This window comes from Pedobacter sp. KH_004 (assembly GCF_057840755.1).
The window spans coordinates 1,285,645-1,303,979 of the sequence record NZ_CM174519.1; the positions used below are offsets into that span (position 1 = coordinate 1,285,645).

Annotated in this window: 17 protein-coding genes; 15 read left to right on the top strand and 2 right to left on the bottom strand. The window is 38.3% G+C overall.

Going from position 1 to position 18,335, the window contains the following annotated elements:
• Positions 1 to 4 precede the first annotated feature (4 nt).
• Genes AC3ITD_RS05640 through AC3ITD_RS05690 form a run of 11 tightly spaced genes read left to right on the top strand, consistent with a single transcriptional unit; the run spans position 5 to position 13,371 of the window.
• Positions 5 to 1,123, top strand: a complete 1,119-nt coding sequence (locus AC3ITD_RS05640; protein WP_489364758.1) for a glycoside hydrolase family 5 protein — start codon at positions 5 to 7, stop codon at positions 1,121 to 1,123.
• 56 nt (positions 1,124 to 1,179) lie between these two features.
• A complete protein-coding gene (locus AC3ITD_RS05645) occupies positions 1,180 to 2,406 on the top strand; it encodes a polysaccharide pyruvyl transferase family protein (protein WP_489364760.1) in 1,227 nt (408 codons plus the stop codon).
• A 13-nt stretch (positions 2,407 to 2,419) separates the two neighbouring features.
• The gene (locus tag AC3ITD_RS05650; RefSeq protein ID WP_489364762.1) at positions 2,420 to 3,691 is read left to right on the top strand and encodes a polysaccharide pyruvyl transferase family protein; all 1,272 of its coding nucleotides are present in this window, start codon (positions 2,420 to 2,422) and stop codon (positions 3,689 to 3,691) included.
• Positions 3,688 to 4,557: a LamG domain-containing protein gene (locus tag AC3ITD_RS05655; protein ID WP_489364764.1), complete on the top strand. Its 870-nt coding sequence runs from the start codon at positions 3,688 to 3,690 to the stop codon at positions 4,555 to 4,557. The genes AC3ITD_RS05650 and AC3ITD_RS05655 overlap by 4 nt, the downstream gene beginning before the upstream one ends.
• A 10-nt stretch (positions 4,558 to 4,567) precedes the next feature.
• Positions 4,568 to 5,812 (top strand): glycoside hydrolase family 88/105 protein, encoded by a 1,245-nt coding sequence (locus AC3ITD_RS05660; RefSeq protein ID WP_489364766.1) that lies wholly within the window; start codon positions 4,568 to 4,570, stop codon positions 5,810 to 5,812.
• 2 nt (positions 5,813 to 5,814) lie between these two features.
• Positions 5,815 to 7,239, top strand: a complete 1,425-nt coding sequence (locus AC3ITD_RS05665) for a glycoside hydrolase family 27 protein (RefSeq protein WP_489364768.1) — start codon at positions 5,815 to 5,817, stop codon at positions 7,237 to 7,239.
• Positions 7,240 to 7,246: 7 nt separating this feature from the next.
• Entirely contained in the window at positions 7,247 to 8,167 is a 921-nt protein-coding gene (locus tag AC3ITD_RS05670) for a DUF4886 domain-containing protein (protein WP_489364770.1), read from the top strand.
• 50 nt (positions 8,168 to 8,217) lie between these two features.
• Positions 8,218 to 10,080: a heparinase II/III domain-containing protein gene (locus tag AC3ITD_RS05675; protein ID WP_489364772.1), complete on the top strand. Its 1,863-nt coding sequence runs from the start codon at positions 8,218 to 8,220 to the stop codon at positions 10,078 to 10,080.
• Positions 10,081 to 10,082: 2 nt separating this feature from the next.
• Positions 10,083 to 11,141, top strand: a complete 1,059-nt coding sequence (locus AC3ITD_RS05680) for a hypothetical protein (protein ID WP_489364774.1) — start codon at positions 10,083 to 10,085, stop codon at positions 11,139 to 11,141.
• Positions 11,142 to 11,171: 30 nt separating this feature from the next.
• Entirely contained in the window at positions 11,172 to 12,404 is a 1,233-nt protein-coding gene (locus tag AC3ITD_RS05685) for an MFS transporter (RefSeq protein ID WP_489364776.1), read from the top strand.
• Positions 12,405 to 12,411: 7 nt separating this feature from the next.
• A complete protein-coding gene (locus tag AC3ITD_RS05690; RefSeq protein WP_489364778.1) occupies positions 12,412 to 13,371 on the top strand; it encodes an alpha/beta hydrolase fold domain-containing protein in 960 nt (319 codons plus the stop codon).
• Positions 13,372 to 13,423: 52 nt separating this feature from the next.
• On the opposite strand, the gene AC3ITD_RS05695 is transcribed toward AC3ITD_RS05690, so the two are convergent.
• Entirely contained in the window at positions 13,424 to 13,654 is a 231-nt protein-coding gene (locus AC3ITD_RS05695; protein ID WP_489364780.1) for a hypothetical protein, read from the bottom strand.
• A 70-nt stretch (positions 13,655 to 13,724) separates the two neighbouring features.
• Here AC3ITD_RS05695 and AC3ITD_RS05700 point away from each other — a divergent pair, with 70 nt between their 5' ends.
• From AC3ITD_RS05700 to AC3ITD_RS05715, 4 genes are all read left to right on the top strand, one after another.
• Positions 13,725 to 14,306, top strand: coding sequence for a TetR/AcrR family transcriptional regulator (locus AC3ITD_RS05700; RefSeq protein WP_489364782.1), 582 nt, complete (start codon positions 13,725 to 13,727; stop codon positions 14,304 to 14,306).
• A gap of 75 nt (positions 14,307 to 14,381) precedes the next feature.
• Positions 14,382 to 15,536, top strand: a complete 1,155-nt coding sequence (locus AC3ITD_RS05705) for an MFS transporter (protein WP_489364784.1) — start codon at positions 14,382 to 14,384, stop codon at positions 15,534 to 15,536.
• 176 nt (positions 15,537 to 15,712) lie between these two features.
• Positions 15,713 to 16,165, top strand: coding sequence for a JAB domain-containing protein (locus tag AC3ITD_RS05710; RefSeq protein WP_489364786.1), 453 nt, complete (start codon positions 15,713 to 15,715; stop codon positions 16,163 to 16,165).
• A 418-nt stretch (positions 16,166 to 16,583) separates the two neighbouring features.
• Positions 16,584 to 17,207, top strand: coding sequence for a peptidoglycan recognition protein family protein (locus tag AC3ITD_RS05715; RefSeq protein ID WP_489364788.1), 624 nt, complete (start codon positions 16,584 to 16,586; stop codon positions 17,205 to 17,207).
• Between the two features lie 70 nt (positions 17,208 to 17,277).
• Here AC3ITD_RS05715 and AC3ITD_RS05720 read toward each other — a convergent pair whose 3' ends face one another.
• Positions 17,278 to 18,012, bottom strand: coding sequence for a GntR family transcriptional regulator (locus AC3ITD_RS05720; protein WP_489364790.1), 735 nt, complete (start codon positions 18,010 to 18,012; stop codon positions 17,278 to 17,280).
• Positions 18,013 to 18,335: the final 323 nt, after the last annotated feature.

Genomic DNA, 18,335 nt, shown 5'->3' on the forward strand with positions numbered 1-18,335 from the left:
GCATATGAAAAAGTTTAGCATCATCCGTAGGTCTGTTTTGCTTCTGATCATCTTGCCTTTATTTAGTTTTAAGGTTAGTACAGATCCAAAACCCAAATTAACCACCTTTATATTTCAAAAAGGGATAAACATTAGTGCTTGGTTGGCTCAAGCCAATTTAACCGACAAGGCTAAAATAGCTTATTTTACACAAAAAGATTTGCAGCAATTGGCAAGCCTTGGTTTTGATCACATTAGACTACCGTTTAATGAAAATCAGTTGTATGATAGTGATGGCAAACGCCATGAAGAAACGTTTTTGCTCATCCACAACGTGATAAAATGGTGCAAAATGGCTAACATGCGTTTGATATTGGATTGTCACCAAACTTACGATCACGATTTTTCTAAGTATAATAGCATTGTACTTTTTACAGCGCCCGAAGCACAGGAAAGATTTGAGGTACTGTGGCAAAAATTGAGTGCCGAATTTGGAAAATATCCAAATGAGCTGGTTGCCTACGAAATACTAAATGAGCCCAATTCAAAAGACCCTGTATCTTGGAATGTTGTAGCCAATAAAATTGTTGAAGTAATTAGAAAGCTAGAGCCGGAAAGAATTATCTTTCTTGGATCAAACAAAGCAAATCGAGTAACCACCTTTCCAGATCTTCAAATTCCAAAAAACGATCCTAATATCATTTTAAGCTTTCATTTTTATTATCCTTATCTGCTAACACATTACAAAGCAGACTTTTATAAAGCAATTAAAGATATTGATGTTCCTATCAGTTATCCCGGACAAATTGTTGCAGACAGTATAGTAAATACACTAAACGAAGATGGCAAAAAAGTAATGAAGAATTATAATGGTATTAACAATAAAGAGACGATGTATGCCCTAATGAAGCCTGCACTCGATATCGCAAAAAAAGCTGGCTTAAGAATTCATTGCGGAGAATTTGGCAGCAATTTCGCCTATCCAGATAAAAATCTTCAGCTGCGTTGGATGCAGGATATTGTATCAATATTTAAAGAAAATAATGTTCCATATACCGTTTGGGGATACAGAAAACAATTTGGCGTATTTAACGACAGCAGGGAAATTAAAGATCAGCGCTACCTGGATACATTAGTTAACTGAAAAGATTAAGCAGAGACATGAATTACGATAGAAGAAGATTTGTAAAAAATATATCAATGGCAACTGCAGGAGCCATATTATTGCCAATAACTGATCCCCTTGCTGCTGGCAACTTTAAAGGAAAAAAAATATTAATTCGTTCAGGTTGGCAAACCATAAACATTGGTGATATTGGACATACTTTTGGTTTGTTAGCTATTATGGAACAATTTCTTCCAGAGATTGGATTAGTACTTTGGATCAAATCTTATGATAGAGGAGTAGAACCTTTATTGCAAAAGAACTTTCCTAAAGTACAAGTAATCAAAAGTAAAATAGAAGAAATATCGCCAGAACTCCAAAAAGCATTTGATGAATGTGCATTTATGATTCACAGTTCTGGTCCATTTGTAACTGCTCAAAAAGAACTTCAGATCTGGTCTGATACTACCAAAAAGCCTTTTGGAATTTATGGTGTTTCTTTAGATGAAGTCGGAACTGACTTACAGAACTTAATCGCGAAGGCATCATTTTTTTACTGCCGCGATACCGAATCTCTAAAATATTTCAAATCGCTCAAAAACAGCTGCCCAATACAGGGTTTTGCACCAGATTCTACCTTTGGAATTAAACTTTATGATGATGAAAAAGCAAACGCCTACCTTGATAAAGTGGGTTTGAAAAAGAAAGAGTTTATTTGTGTAATTCCAAAAATACGCCACACGGCTTACTGGCAATTGGTTGGTAGAGCGCCTTCTGAAAGTGAAAAAGAAAAATATGCCATATCTATGGCACATAAAAAAGGCGACGGTGAAAAAATGCGAAATGTAATCATCGCATGGGTAAAAGCGACCAACCTTCAGGTACTGATCTGCCCGGAAGTAACTTATCAGGTAGCGCTTGGTAAAGAGACGTTATATGATCCCCTTCCACCAGATGTGAAAAAGAATGTGGTTTGGAGAGATAGTTTTTGGGGGCCTGATGAAGCCACCAGCGTTTATAAAAATGCTAGGGCAATGGTATGTTGCGAACCCCATTCACTCATTATGGCAGTTGCAAATAATATTCCAAGTATTCATGTAAAACAAGCTCAAGATACCAGAAAAGGACAAATGTGGAGGGATATAGGCCTTGGTGATTGGTATTTTTTAATGGATGAAACGCCTGCTTCGCAAATTTCTGCAAAATTGCTAGAAATACACAATAATTACGCTGAAGCAAAAAAGATGACTAAACAGGCATTTGATTATGTAGTGAGTATACAAAAACATACCCTGCAGGTTATTAAAAAATTAGTAGGCTAATAAAAATTATGATATGCTAAAGAGAAGAAGTTTCATTAAAAGCACAGCAGCAATGGCATTATTATCTGCTGTTGGTGACGCTACTCATTTCCTGGCAAGCGCAAATGCTAAAAAAACTGTGTTGCTTTGCTCTTCGTGGCAAACATTTAATATCGGGGATATTGCGCATACACCAGGCGTGCTGGCTATACTCGAAAAACAATTACCAGAGGTAGACGTAATATTATGGCCTCATGACGTTGCAAATGGTGTGAAGGAAATCTTAGAAAAGCGTTTTCCTAAATATAAAATCGTACAAAGTGAAACAGATGTATCAGCCGCGTTTCAAAAAGCAGACCTTTTGTTACATGGTAGCGGCCCCTCACTTGTTGGTAGAAACAGTATTGTAAAATGGGTAAAAGCAACCGGAAAACCTTATGGCGTTTATGGTATCACTTTTCCAGGAGTTTATGCTGCCAAAAACGTAGTGGTTAAAGCCTCTGAACTGGATATCGAACTAATTAATAAAGCTGCATTTGCCTTTTTTAGGGATTCAGTTTCTTTAAAATTTGCCAAAAATAATGGTTTAACCTGCCCAATTATGGAGTTTGCTCCTGATGGTACATTTGCTGTCGACTTACATAATGATACTGCAGCACTATCTTTTATGAGAGAAAATGGTTTAGAAGAAGGAAAATTTATGTGCTGCATTCCAAGGTATAGATTTACCGAAGAATGGTTGGCAAAGGGTAAAAATAGACCATTTAATCAATCACATGTAGATTACAACAATAAGATGAAAGATCATGATAATGGTCCGTTAAGAGATGCAATTACGGCAGTGGTGAGGCATACGGATATGAAGATATTAATTTGCCCGGAAGATGAAACACATGTAGCCTTGGGAAAATCTTTGCTGTTAGATTTATTACCAGAAGATGTAAAGAAAAAAGTGGTTTGGCGAAATAAATACTGGTTAACCGATGAAGCGTTAAGTACCTATAAACGGTCTGCAGGATTATTCGGACTAGAAATGCATTCGCCCATTATTTGCATTGGCCAAGGTATTCCAGCAGTTGTTTGCCGCTTTTATGAGCAAAGTACCAAAGGATTGATGTGGAAAGACATTGGCTTAAGCGATTGGCTTTTTGATATGGATGAACCTTCGCAGGTTGATAAGTTAGTGCCAACGGTATTGGCAATCGCTAAAAATCCGAAAGCTGCGAAAGCAAAAGCTTTAAAAGCCAAAGCATTTGTGCAACAGAGACAAAAAGAGACCATGCAAATCGTATTTAAATCATTATGAAAAACAAAATTCTCCATCTATTAATTGCATTAGGGTTTTTTATTACTTCAATCAAGCGCTCCAAGGCGCAAAATGTAAGATCTAATGCGGTAATGGCAATAATTAAAAAGCACAAAAGCTTAGTCGCACTTTGGAATTTTGCAGATACAACAGGAATGCCGATCGCTGGTACAGCAAAGGGTGTTAAACTTTTACCCTTCGAGAAACCAAAATATGGGAGTGAAGGTCCGCTATCTGGAAAATCCATTGTATTAGATGGCAAGACTGATTATTGGTACATTAAACATCAAAAAAGTTCAACACTTGATATTAAAACTAATTCGGTAACTGTTATTGCCTGGGTAAAATGGAATGGCGGAACTGGATTTGTGGCTGGCAAATGGAATGAATCTGAAAATGGAGGCAAACGCCAATATGGTTTGTTTGTTTCGCTGCCTCATTATAATGGAGATAGTGAGGTTTGTGGACACATTTCGAAAAATGGAGGTGCAACTCCACCATTTCCTTATAGCATAGATTATGCGGCAAGCCCACAAAAAGTACCATTAAATACCTGGGTGTGTGTAGCCTTTACGTATGATGGAACATACATCAAATCTTATTTTAATGGCAAATTCAAATCCAGCGAACCAGAACTGATCAAAAATACAAAGGGTTTTATTAAAGAAGAACCAGAAGGATTAATACAGGTCAAAAACCCATATCACTATCCAGATGGGATGGGAAATAATGGGTCTGATTTTACTGTTGGCGGTGTTCAGCTTAAAAAAGGAATGGGAAATTTTTTTAAGGGTGAAATTGGTGGAATAGCCATATTCGATAAAGCGTTAAAAGCAGAAGAAATTTTAAAATTATCCCGTCAATAAAATTAAATAGATGAAGAGAATTAAAGTGATAACGCTGCTCATCTTTGTTTTTTGTTTTAGTAGAACAGTTTCTGCTCAAATACAGCCAACAATAGATGTAGCTAAAAATGTAGCAGATTATATCGTAAAAAACACATCGTATCAATTTATCGATGCAAAAACAAAATCGGTTTATCAAACCACCAGCGGATTACCCGAAAATGCATCAATAAAAACGGTAAGTATTTATAACAAATGGGACTATTCTAATGGTGTAATGGCTATGGGTATGATGGAATTAGGTAAAACACTGATTGATACAGTCTATAAAAATTATGTAGGTAAAAATTTTAGTTTCATATTCGATAACATTTCCTACTTCGAAAAACAATATCAAAGTAATCCCAAAACTGAGTTTTATAACCTGATCAGGATGAATAGGTTAGATGACATGGGGGCATTGTCTGCTGCTTTAACCAGATATAATGTTTCAGAACGTCATGCTTCTTACTCGGCTTATCTAAAAAAAGCAATAGAATATATCAGTACAAAACAAACGCGGTTTAAAGATGGCACTTTAAACAGACCAGAACCTCGTGAAATGACGGTTTGGGCAGATGATTTGTACATGAGTGTACCATTTCTTGTGGCTTATGGCAAATCAAATAATCAAAAAGAATATATAGATGATGCCATAAATCAGGTAATTAAGTACAACGAATATCTTTTTAATGTCCACACAGGATTATATTTTCATAATTGGTACAGTGCAGAACAAAGTAACGGCGTTGCACATTGGTTACGTTGTAACGGATGGATTGCCATGGCACAGGTAGAATTGATTGACGGACTGGATAAAAATCATCCAAAGCGTAAGGAGTTGATTAAATTACTGCAAAGACAGATTATTGGATTTGCCCGTTATCAGGATACTTCTGGATTGTGGCATCAGGTAATTGATAAACCAGATTCATATTTAGAAACATCAGGCTCTGCCATGTTTATCTACGCTGTGGCAAAAGCTATAAATGAAGGTTGGATACCAAGCTCGTATTTGGGCATAGCGGATGACGGTTGGAAAGGATTAATGAAAAAAGTAACCCCAAAAGGTGAACTGGAAGATGTGTGTATTGGAACAGGGATGAGAGAAAACATTAAATTTTATTATGATAGACCAGTTAAATTAAATGATTACCACGGGGCAGGTGCATTTTTGTTAGCTGCGAGTGAAATGATTAAAGCGTACAAGGCCAACTATAAGCCAATGATCAATTAGGGATGGAAAAGAAACAGTATTTAACATGGGCATTAGTAACAATGTGTAGCTTAAATGCTGCTGCACAAACACCTAACTGGGGTATGCCCAGAATTGCAAATACACAATTGCCAGTTAACGAAAAAACCCAACGGTTAAATAATACACCTAAGGCTATTGCATCAGCTACACCCCCAATGGGATGGAATTCATGGAATAACTTTGGTTTGCAAATTACTGAAGATGAGTTTAAGAAACAGGTTGATTACGTTGCAGAGAAATTAAAACCTTTTGGTTACACCTATGTGGTAATTGATGCGAGCTGGTACTCACCAAGCGTATCAGCAGATAAAAAAAGTGAATTCCATCACGCATCTTATGCGAAACATGATGCGGTGATAGATGAATATGGACGCTACCTGCCTGCCAATAATAAGTTTCCTTCTGCGAAAGGTTCATTTAAGTACATGGCAGATTATGCCCATAACAAAGGTTTAAAATTCGGTTTGCATATACAACGAGGTATTCCTTGGCAAGCTGTTGAGCAAGATTTACCAATTAGAGGTAGTAATAGGAGGGCAAAAGATATTGCAAATCCGGCAGACTTGTGCTTATGGTTTAACGCAACCTATGGTATTGATATGAGTGTTTCTGGCGCTCAGGAATATTATAACTCTTTATTTGAGCTTTATGCAAGCTGGGGTGTAGATTTTGTAAAAGTGGATGACCTTTCTATGCCTTATCATGCAGATGAAATAACTGCGATACGCAAAGCAATAGAAAAATCCGGAAGAAATATTTTGTTTAGCACCTCACCAGGTTCTACACCAGTATCGGCTAGATATCATGTGCTTAACAATTCAGATATGTTTAGGGTATCATCAGATTTTTGGGACACGTGGCCACAGTTGAAACAGCAATTTGCTTACGCCAAATCCTGGGCAACATTTGCGGTAAACGCACCCGGGCGCTGGCCTGATTTAGATATGCTTCCAGTAGGTAAAATTGCCACGAGAAGTGGTGATGCCGGTGGTGAACGTTTCACCAGATTTACCGAAGACGAACAATATACGCTGCTTACTTTGTGGAGTATTTCTCGCTCTCCATTAATAATCAGTAATGATTTGACACAAAACGATGATTTTACGCTGAAATTATTAACCAATAAAGAAGTAATTGCTGTAAATCAACAAGGTTCAATGCAAAAAGAAGTTTTTAGTGAAAAGGGTATTATAGTATGGATAGCTAACGCCAAACAGGGTGGCAAGTATGTAGCGGTTTTTAATTTAAATGACCAAGACGAAGAGGTTAGCATTCCATTCCAAAAACTAAAAATTGCACAGCAGTATAATGCAAAAAACCTTTGGACAGGTGCTGAACTGGAGTTTCAAAATAACATCACCGCTAAAGTTGCTGCACATGGTGCTGTATTGTATCAACTAAAATAATTGAAAGATGAGATTGATAATTAAAGTTAAAATATTTTTCATACTGGCCATCCTGCTAGGCTTCTATGCCAATGCGCAACCCGGCAAAACATTACATGTATTGATGATTGGCAATAGTTTTTCGCAAAATGCAAGTCGATTTCTACCGCAAATGGCAAAAGAGGCAAATATAAAATTAGTTTTAGGGCGAGCAGAAATGGGCGGATGTTCACTCCAACGCCATTGGGATTCTGTTGTTGTAAATAATCTCGATACGAATAGGGGCAAGGCTTACAATGGTAAATCCTTAAGGCAACTTCTATCCTCACAAAAGTGGGATATTGTGACATTACAGCAGTATTCATTGTTATCTGGCGATGAAAAAACCTATTTCCCATATGCCAAAAATTTATACGATTTAGTGAAAACTTATCAGCCAACTGCTGAAATTTTTATACACCAAACCTGGGCATATCGTGCAGATGCAAAAAGCTTCGGAAAAATTGAAGGAGAAAAGCGAGCAAAAACCCAACAAGAAATGTGGCAAAAGTCCAGGTCTGCCTATTATAAAACGGCAGCAAAACTAGGTAATTTAAGAATTTTGCCATCAGGAGATGCTTTCTATACTGTGGCTACCGATGCTAATTGGACTTTTCAAAAAGATGAAAGTTATGATTACAACAACCCGATCTATCCAGCATTACCAAATGAAAAAAATTCGATCAATGTTGGTTACAGTTGGGGAGTTGATAAAAAAATAAAATTTGATCCAAATCACGCAAACGATGCTGGTTGTTATTTGGCAGGGCTAATCTGGTATAAAATGCTATTGAAACAAGACCCTTTAAAGCTAACTTTTCAGCCAAAAACCGTAGACGATAACTTTGCCAAATTTTTAAAAGAAACAGCGGTGAAAACTGTTATTGCAGCTAGTAATAAAAAAAAATAGTTATGGATCACAGAATGAAAATATCGTTTTCCGGTTTGATATTGTTGGTTATGCTTACGTCAGTCAATGCCCAAACAGATCCATATGCCTTAATGACCTTGCAGCCAGTTAACATGGTACGGGTTAAAGAGATCGAGCGCATGTTACCTAATCAAGCTCGTGGAATTGGAGATCCAATTGAAGTGCGCTATAGATGGGATAGCTTGTATAAAACCAATAAGTTCCAAAAGTTAATAGCAGAAGCTGATTCGATTAGTCTATTGCCTTTCCCGAAACTTACCCCAGAAATTTACATGAGCTATTTTGGTGGCAAGGACTCAGAAACCTCAAAAAGGTTCATCATGAAACGCCGAATGTTACTTACCAAAATGGTTTGGGCAGAATGTTTAACAAGCAAGGGCAAGTATATGCCAGCCATTGTAAATGCATTATCCGAGATTTTGAATACCCAAACATGGACTTTTCCTGCCGAAGATCAGAAGAAATTGAACTATGATGGAAAATTGTATACCATCGGATTAAGTTCTTCAGCCTATGGGTGTGATATCGCTGAATCATATTATTTACTGAAAAGTAAATTGACGGCTCCAATGAAAGCACAAATGCTTTTGTTACTACAACAGCGGGTTTTTGAACCCACGCTAAATGCCATTAAGAATAAGAACGCAAATGGCGAATTTACTTCATTAATGGATACGGGCAATCACAATTCGGTAACCCTTGCCTATGTAACCATGGCTGCTTTGGCAGTGATTGAAGATAAGCAGCAAAGAGCCATATTCGCCACTATTGCCGAAAGATATTCAAGGAATTTTTTGCGAGGTTATCTAGCGGATGGTTACTGCACCGAAGGTATCGGGTATTATAGTTATGGCTTTGGGCATTATACTTTTTTGAGAGAAGCCCTTTTGCAAGCTACAAAAGGCAAAATTGATTTGTTCTCAGACCCTAAAGTTGCTAAAATGGCCATGTTCGCACCAAGAGCGCAGATCATCAATAATATCTTTCCTGCCATTGGCGATTGCATTCAATATGCCAAACCAGAAGGGCAATTGATGCAATATCTAAACAAAGACTTTGGTTTGGGCTTAAAGCAATATAATGATGCTCCAGCCTATATGGAGCAACCTGCACTTTGTTATTTGATGTATTATTTTCCGAATGCAGCCTCTTTGGCAAAGCGGAGTGATAAGGTAAAAGAAACTTCTGTTAGAGATTATTTCGAGAAAGCTGGTGTGTTAACTGTTCGCCCTTTGAAAGGTTCAACATTAAACATGGGAGCAACCTTGAAGGGTGGGTGTAATGCCGAACATCACAACCATAACGATGTAGCTTCTTATACTGTTGTTGTTGGCAATGAACTGCTTACAGGTGATGTAGGTTTGGCTACCTACACGCCAAAATATTTTGGTAAGGAAAGGTATGATTTGTATAAAACAACAGCATCTTATGGTCACAATGTACCATTGGTAAATGGGATACAGCAACATTTTGGAAAAGATGCCCGAGCAGTTGTTACCAAAGCAAATTTCACTACCAGAAAAGATGTATTTGAATTGGATATCACTTCTGCTTACAAAAACCCATCGTTAAAACAGTTGTTAAGAACATTTACTTATGATCGCACTTCAAAGGGGTATTTAATGGTAAATGATACTTTTTCTTTTAACGCAGAAGGTCAATTTGAAACCTCGTTGATTACTCGTTTTAAATGGAAAAAAGTTAGCGATAACATCATAGAAATTATTGGGCAGAAAGAAAAATTGAAGGTAACGATTACCTCAGCCGCTGGAGGCTTTACCTTTAGTGATGAGGTGATTGATGAAGGGCCAAAACCATACTATAGGATTGCCATAAAATTAAATGATAAAGCTACAGTTGGGAATGTGAATATGAAATTCGAGAGATTATGAGAATGAAAATAAATTTAATGGTGTTTCTCGGGATGCTGATCATAAATGCATCTGCCCAGCAAAAAGGGGAAGAGAAGCTGTTGTTTCATTCAGGGTTTGAAAATGGTACTAAACTAAGTAAATCAAATGCACAAAGTGATATTTTAGTTGGAATAGATCAATCTGTTACTGCCCCTAATGATTGGACAAAATTTAGTAATAAGGGTGGTTATCCATCAGCTGGTGAGTTTAGAATTTTTTATGAAGGAGGGGATAGTACCAAGAGGAAATCATCGCTCGTGCCTGATCCAATGAATCCCAAAAACACGGTGCTAAGATTTACAGTTTTCGAATCGAATGCAGTAAAAAAGGAGAATGATACGAGTGCCTATAAAACAAGAGTGCAAGGTCAGGTGAATAATGTGTCTGAGGGCATACAGCGCTATTATCAATCGGTTAAAATGTATTTTCCATCAAGTACAATGAATTTATTGAAGAAATTCCCTGAACAAATCAATTGGTATTCTCTGGCCGAATTTTGGAACAATGCCGCTTGGGGAAGTGTTCCTGCCGATCCTTACAGGCTAACAGTGGGTATAGGACACCATCCAGGAGAACAAAACCCTTTTTATTTCCATTTTAGTTGCGATAAATATAGAATCCAGTTTAAGGAGGATGGTAAAACACCAGAAAAGTATATTCCCACTGATATAAAAAATGCCAATAACGAAACATTCCACATTCCTTCAAATACTTGGATAACAGTTGAGTATTATTTACAAGAAGGAAATTGGAAAGCTACTGAAACTCGTCCGGCTGGGCATTTTTACATGACAGTTCAAATCGAAGGAGGTAAGAAAATTGTATTGTTTAATGAAAGAGTTGCTACAATACATCCAAATGCTACTAAACCAGATGGCTTAACTGTATATCATCCTATGAAATTTTACACCAATAAGCAGATTGCAGATTACATGAAAGCGAACAATACGCCAATGGAAATTTTATGGGATGATTTGAAAATATACAGCAATAAAGTTCCAGATGATGCTGCTTTAAAAGCTGAACTGGCTAAGCCCTAATTGAAAATGATAAAAGCCTTAAATTAAAAAATGGAAGAAAAAACAAACGTAAAGCATCTTTTAAGCATTCCTGTGATTGTGGCTGCCTTAGGATATTTTGTAGATATATATGATTTACTACTATTTGGTATTGTAAGAATTCCAAGCCTATCGGATATGGGGCTCAATGAAGAGCAGCGCTCAATTGTCGGTGCCTCAATCTTAAATTGGCAAATGATAGGTTTGCTAATTGGAGGTATTTTATGGGGCATAATAGGAGATAAAAAAGGAAGGTTATCCGTATTATTTGGTTCTATCCTAACTTATTCTATAGCCAATATTGCCTGTGGATTTGTACAAGATGCGGAAGTTTATAAGATATTAAGATTTGTAGCAGGCATAGGCCTTGCCGGAGAACTAGGAGCTGGAATTACCTTGGTGTCTGAGATATTACCAAAAAAACTACGGGCAATTGGAACATCGCTCGTTGCCGGTGTTGGACTTTGCGGAGCTGTTGTTGCCTACTTTACTGTGGAATTATTTGGTAGCTGGCGAACTGCTTATTTTATCGGAGGCGGATTGGGTATTACTTTATTATTATTGAGGGTTGGCGTTTTTGAATCTGGAATGTTCAAATCCATCAAGCATGAATCTACAATTGCTAAAGGTAACTTTTTGGCTTTTTTTACCAATCGTAGGCGTTTTGTGATCTATTTAAAATGCATCGCCATTGGCTTACCAACCTGGTTCGTAATTGGTATCCTTTCTACTTTCTCAAATGAATTTGGAACTGCATTGGGTATCAGCGAACCTATAAAGCCAGGTCTATCTATTATGTGGTGTTACATTGGGTTGGCAGCTGGCGACTTAATGAGTGGATTTATTAGTCATGGACTAAAATCCAGAAAAAAAGCGGTAGCGCTCATGATGGTATTTACCTTAATCGGTACCATAGTTTTTTTATCGGGAATAATCCACTCAGCCTTCTGGTTGTATGCTTTTTGTTTATGGATGGGATTGGGGATTGGTTACTGGGCGATGTTTGTTACCATCAGTGCCGAGCAATTTGGCACAAATTTAAGGGCAACAGCGGCCACTACTGTGCCCAACATGGTTCGTGGAGCATTGGTTTTGATGACCTCTCTATTTGCCTACTTAAAACCTGGTACAGGTGTTCTAATGGCGGGCGCAATTGTAGGTATAATTGCTTTTGTGCTTGGTTTTTATGCCGTACTTACCATTCCAGAAACACACGATCGTGATTTGGATTTTTTAGAACATTAAAAATCTAATGATGAAAATACAAGTATTAGCCATTGTTTTAGTGTTATTAAGTTACAAAGAATTAATGGCCCGGCCAGCAGATAGTTTACTGAATGTTACTTATGGCAAGGCTAACACCTACACAGGCAATCAGCAAATGCTAACATTGGATTGTTTTTTTCCTATAAAGCAAACAGGTAAGAAATATCCGATGGTTTTGATGATGCATGGCGGAGGCTTTTCTAACGGAAGTAAAGAAGCAATGAAAGCCCATTGTAAAATATTGGCTGATTCTGGCTTCATAGCGGTGTCTATTAATTATCGAAAAGGCTGGGATCGTGGAACAAATACTCTTGGTTGCGAGGGAAATATTACTCAGTTGCAGGAAGCCGTTTATCGTGCTACGCAAGATGCTAGGGCTGCATTACGTTTTCTGGTAGATAAAAGAGATGATTATGGGATTGATACCTCTTGGATTTTTGCTGGCGGAAGCAGTGCTGGGGGTGTATTGGCGCTCAATTTGGCGTATGTAAAGCAAGATCACATCGCTAAACTTTTTCCTAACATCAATAAAGATTTGGGATCATTGAATTCTTCTTCAAATACAATTAAGCAAAATTTTACTATCAAAGGTATATGTAATATGTGGGGAGCATTGGCTGATTCCACACTCATTACAAAAGAAAACGCGGTACCAACAATTTTGTTCCATGGCACCGATGATATTGTGGTGCCTTTTGATGCCGGAAGATTTGGGTCATATTGTAGTAATTATCCACTTATGTTTGGATCGGCATGCATATATCGAAGAACTATTGCCGCTGGCAAGGCTGCTGTGCTAAATGTCGCTACAGGTGAAAACCATGGTCCTAAACAATTTTATAGTAAAATAACAATGAGCAATACGATTTGCTTTTTTAAAGAAATTATGAAAGGAAAAGTAACGGGGGGAAAAGTTTTTTATGATGCAAAATCTGGTTGCAGGTGAAAAGAAAATAACTATTAATAATCTTGTTTTCTGCGAATCGGGGAGTTTTTGCTCAAACAAATTCTGGGTCAAAATTGGATAATATTGGCGCACAGAGAAATGCTTGTAGATCCTTATCTCCTATGTTTTTTGGATCAAAAGCATGCTGATATTTCCATGACAGGAGATTAATATCTGATAGATTCTTCATCGCTTTATCAAAGTCATTTTCATGTACTGGTTTTCGAGTATGCTGAGCAATATCGAATTGAATAGCATCAATTGATTGTGATGATAAGTTCAAAAATGGGAGGTCAATTTTATTTGGTTTTATATTTTAAACTGATCGGTTTAAAATATATCTTTGTAGCATCATGGGACGAAATAAGGAATTTGATTATGAGCAAAAGCTTGACATTGCGCTGGAACTGTTCTGGACACAAGGCTATCATGTCACTTCGATCACTGACCTGGAGCGGGAGATGGGGATTAATCGCAGTAGTATTTACCCCACTTACGGAGACAAGAAGGCATTGCTGCTCAAATGCCTCACGAAATACCTGAAGGCTAAGGTTGCTGAATATACGGCTATTAGCGGAGGGGATCACTCGGATGCAGTTGAAGACTTGAGGAACATTTTCAGGCTGGCGGTTGATCAAAGTATCAAAGAAGGCAGAACCTGCCTAGCGGTTAAGATGGCTTTTGAAATATCGCTAAGTGATGAAGATATCAGGGGGGTATTGCTGAGCAATGAGAAAAAGATCGAGCAGGTTTATCTTAAGGTTTTGGAAAGCGGCCAGGAGAAAGGATCGGTTAAAGCTGATCTGGATGCTAAACTGACCGCTGATTTCTTTGCGGCCTCATCCAGTGCGCTATTCAAGAATTACGCATTGAATAAAGACCAGAAAGCGGTTTATGATATGATAGAGAACCTGATCAATATGGTCAAAGCATAAGCAATTGAGGATCTTTTAAAATCAACCCATAATAATAAATATTTTTTTAATCTTTTTTAAACTGATCGGTTTAATATGAATTTAAGTGTAAACAAAAAAGTGGCCTATGTTGGATGTCTGGGCGTTATCGGAATTATCAGTACAGAGTTTGGGGTAATTGGCATCCTGCCGCAGATAGCGGATCATTATCACATCAATATTGGCACGGCTGGATATTTATTGAGTCTGTTTGCACTGACTATTGCGCTGACCGGACCATTTATGGTTTTATATGCCTCTCGGTTTGATAAAAAGAAAATCATGCTTTATGCGATGGGATTATTTTTGATTTCCAATGTTGGTTCGGTTTTCAGCCCGCCGTTCTGGTTGCTGATGGTATTGCGGATTTTGCCAACGATTTTACATCCGGCATTTTTTTCGATGGCCATTGCTGCGGCAGGCAAGGATACTTCCCCCCAGATGCAGATGCGCCTGACCAGTATCATCATCGGCGGAATAGCGCTGGCGCAGGTAACGCTGATTCCCTTTACCACTTTTATCGCCAGTATTTATGCCTGGCAGTTCAGTTATGTGATCCAGGCTTTGGTGATTTTGTTCACCATAGTGATCATTTTCATGAAATTACCTGCTATGCCGAACACGGAGGTGAAGTCTTCCAAAAACCAGTTGAGCATACTTAAAAGGCCGGTGTTTATTGCCGGAACTGGGCTGAACTTGTTTCTGATCACGGCCTGGTTTTGTTCCTACAGTTATTTTGCGGATTACCTTTCAAAAGCAAAAGGGTTAAGTGCTCAGGAGATCAGCTACATGTTGTTGTTGTTTGGCGTAATGGGGGTAATCTCTAATTTTATCGCTGGCCGGTTATTGGGTAAATATATGGTTGGTACGACGCTGTTTTTTCTTGCGGGCACTTTCGTCTTACCGTTTGCATTCCAATATGTGCCGGGTTCATTTTTTAATATTGCGCTGGTGGTCGGTCTTTGGGGAGTGATGTATGGACCTTGTTTTCTTATTGGAGTGGGATATATGGTCTCTGCGGCGCAGGATGCCAGGGAATTTGCAAATAGCCTGCAGACTTCGTTTGGAAATCTCGGGGTTTCGCTCGGTACAGCAACTGGCGGCTGGTTCATCAGTCATTACGGGATAGCTATTACGCCATGGGTGGGAATTGGTTTTGGTATACTGGCGATGGTGATGGTTTTTTGGAGGGCATGGCTGGATAGGGCTTAGGGAGTTGATCAATCCAATTCTGCCACAAATTTAAGGTTCAGTTGCGGCACGCAAAGGAATTTCCGGCATAAACCCGCCTGTGGCCTATTCAACGCTGTTCCATTTATTCCGTTCCTCCTTTTGCTTTGGCGCAATGGCTGAACCTTTAACTGCACCATAATTAAATCTTAAATAATATGGAAAAGCAATTTAAAGTTTCAGAAATCGAAATCAGTTACCGTCCTGCATTTAAGCTTTCGGAAAAACCCAAAGTGACTTCATCTCATTTGGCTTATCAGATCCTGGAACAGAGTTGGGATCAGAATAAACTGGAGCTGCTGGAAGAGTTCAAGGTGATACTGTTGAACAGGCAGAACAGGGTATTGGGTGTGCTGAATGTTGCGCAGGGGGGATTATCAGAAGTGATGGTGGATCCAAAGGTCATATTCTCCGCGGCGCTGAAGGCCTGCGCAAGTGGAATCGTATTAAGCCACAATCACCCGAGTTCGGAACTTCGTCCGAGTGAAGCAGATGTGAAGCTTACCAGGAAAATGGTCGAGGGTGGGGAGCTATTGGGTATTAAGGTGCATGATCATATTATCATTTCGGCTTATGGCTATTATAGTTTTGCCGATGAGGGGATGATGTAATCTTATCCATATCCTGCAAATAAACAATATGAATCATCTGCTGAATGATCGGCCCATATCCGGGCCTGAGTATTTGATCATGTGTTTCCGTGTAATTATTCTTTCCTCGTATGAGTGCGGCTTAAATGCATTTGATCTGGCTGAAATTCTACTTTTTGTTGCGCTCTTGCGAATTCTTAACGTTGGATGTGTCCGTCAACCTGAACAATCAGCTCCGACAAGCTATATAAGATCCTGAAATAATCGGTTATCATTATTCAAAGCTGTGAAAAACTGAGCTTAAAAGGTTTAGGGTCATCTGAATCAGGTCTTACCACTGCAACAAGTGTTTAAATTATTTTTAATCAGGCTAACTAAAATATGGTTTATAATACCGCTGATTAATCCATAGATTTACACTGTTTCTTATTTTTGAGCCATGTTTAAACACCGGATTGTTTCACTTCTCTTGTCCTTTTGTTTGGCTGTCCCTGTGGTTAATGCCCAGTCAAAAAGTTTCGCTAACCGAGATACGGTCTTCATAGTTCCAAAAAGTGAATGGAAAGGAGTAGAGGGGAAGCCTTACAAGCAACAGGTTCCGATCAAGATTACGGTACATCATGAGGGTGGCAAAGTTTTAATAAAAACTGATGATGCAAAACAGCGGCTCAAAAACATTCAAAGCTGGGGTATGGGACCAGATCGAAAGTGGGCAGATGTTCCTTATCATTTGCTGATTGCTACGGATGGAACCGTTTACCAGGGAAGAAACCCGCTTACAGTAGGCGAGACCAATACGAAATATGATCCGACCGGTCATTTACTGATCTGCTTTCTAGGAAATTACAGCCAGCAGAAACTGGATAGAAGATTGCGAAAGGTATTGGTCAATCTTTTGGCAGATCAATGCATCAAGTATAACATAGCCGCAAACGAAATCTCTACCCATCGAGACCATAGCAGCCAAACCACTTGCCCCGGAGAAGAGATCTATTCTTATTTTAAAAGCGGATACATGCTAAAAGAAGTAACTAAAGCGCTTAAAAAACGCAGGTTTATCTAAGCCGATAGGCTTGAAGAGTTAAGCATTTAAAATCAGGCTTTAAACCTGTGTTCCTATGCCATAAAAATAATTATTCGCGCCTGCTCTCTACGGTGTACACAAAACTGTCAGCTTTATAGTAACCCAGATTATATTCAATAGGTCGTTCTTCGATATCGTAAACAAAACGCTTTCGAAACAGGATAGGGGAACCAACATTCGTTTCTAATTTTGCCGCAATAAAGTCATCTGCCAGTAAAGCACTAATTTCTTCTTTTGAAATCATGGCAACAATTCCATGTGATTTTTCGAGCATTTCGTATAGCGGCGCCTTATAATCTTCATCACCTGTAAGGCCAACTATCGGGTGGAAATAAGATTCGAAATAAACAAATGGCCCTTCCGGTCTGCCCCGGAGCCGAACGAGTTTAAGTATTTTTTTATCTTCTTTGATTCCAAAGAAACTGGCAATCCGCTTTTCGGGCAGCACCCAACTTACATGGAGCTCAAAATTTTTGATCGGAATACCTCTGGCGCTCATTTCCTGAGAAAAACTCATCCAGTTTTTGGACTTGGAACTTAGCGATTTCGATTCCACCACTCTGGTGCCGACACCTTTCTTGCGGATCAACAGCCCATCGTAAACCAGTTTATTGATAGACTGCCTCAATGTTGTACGCGAGATATTCAGATCTTTTGACAGTTCTACCTCGTTTGGCAACAGTTTACCATCAATATATTCAGGAGATTCAATCAGTTTCCTGAGCAGTTCTTCTGCCTGGATGTGAAGCGGAACCTGGCTTTCATGATCGATCTTAAGTTTCATAATTACGACAATATTAAAAAAAAAATACCTTTTTAAAGTATGTATATACAAAGTTTGGTTTTATTTGCTTCCTCTAGGAGTACAGAAGCGGTTTTTAATCAAAAAAAAATAAAAACATTTGGAAAATAATTTATAAATAATACATTTGTATGTACATACTACTGAATGTATGATCTAACCAAATTTATATAATGTTCTTTAATTCAACCAGCCGTTTTAGATTGATGCCGTCGAAGACAGTTTACCTTACTCAACATCATTGTTCGTTAAAAACTAATTGCACTTCAGGCTTAGTAAGAACATTATATTTTATTTATTAAATC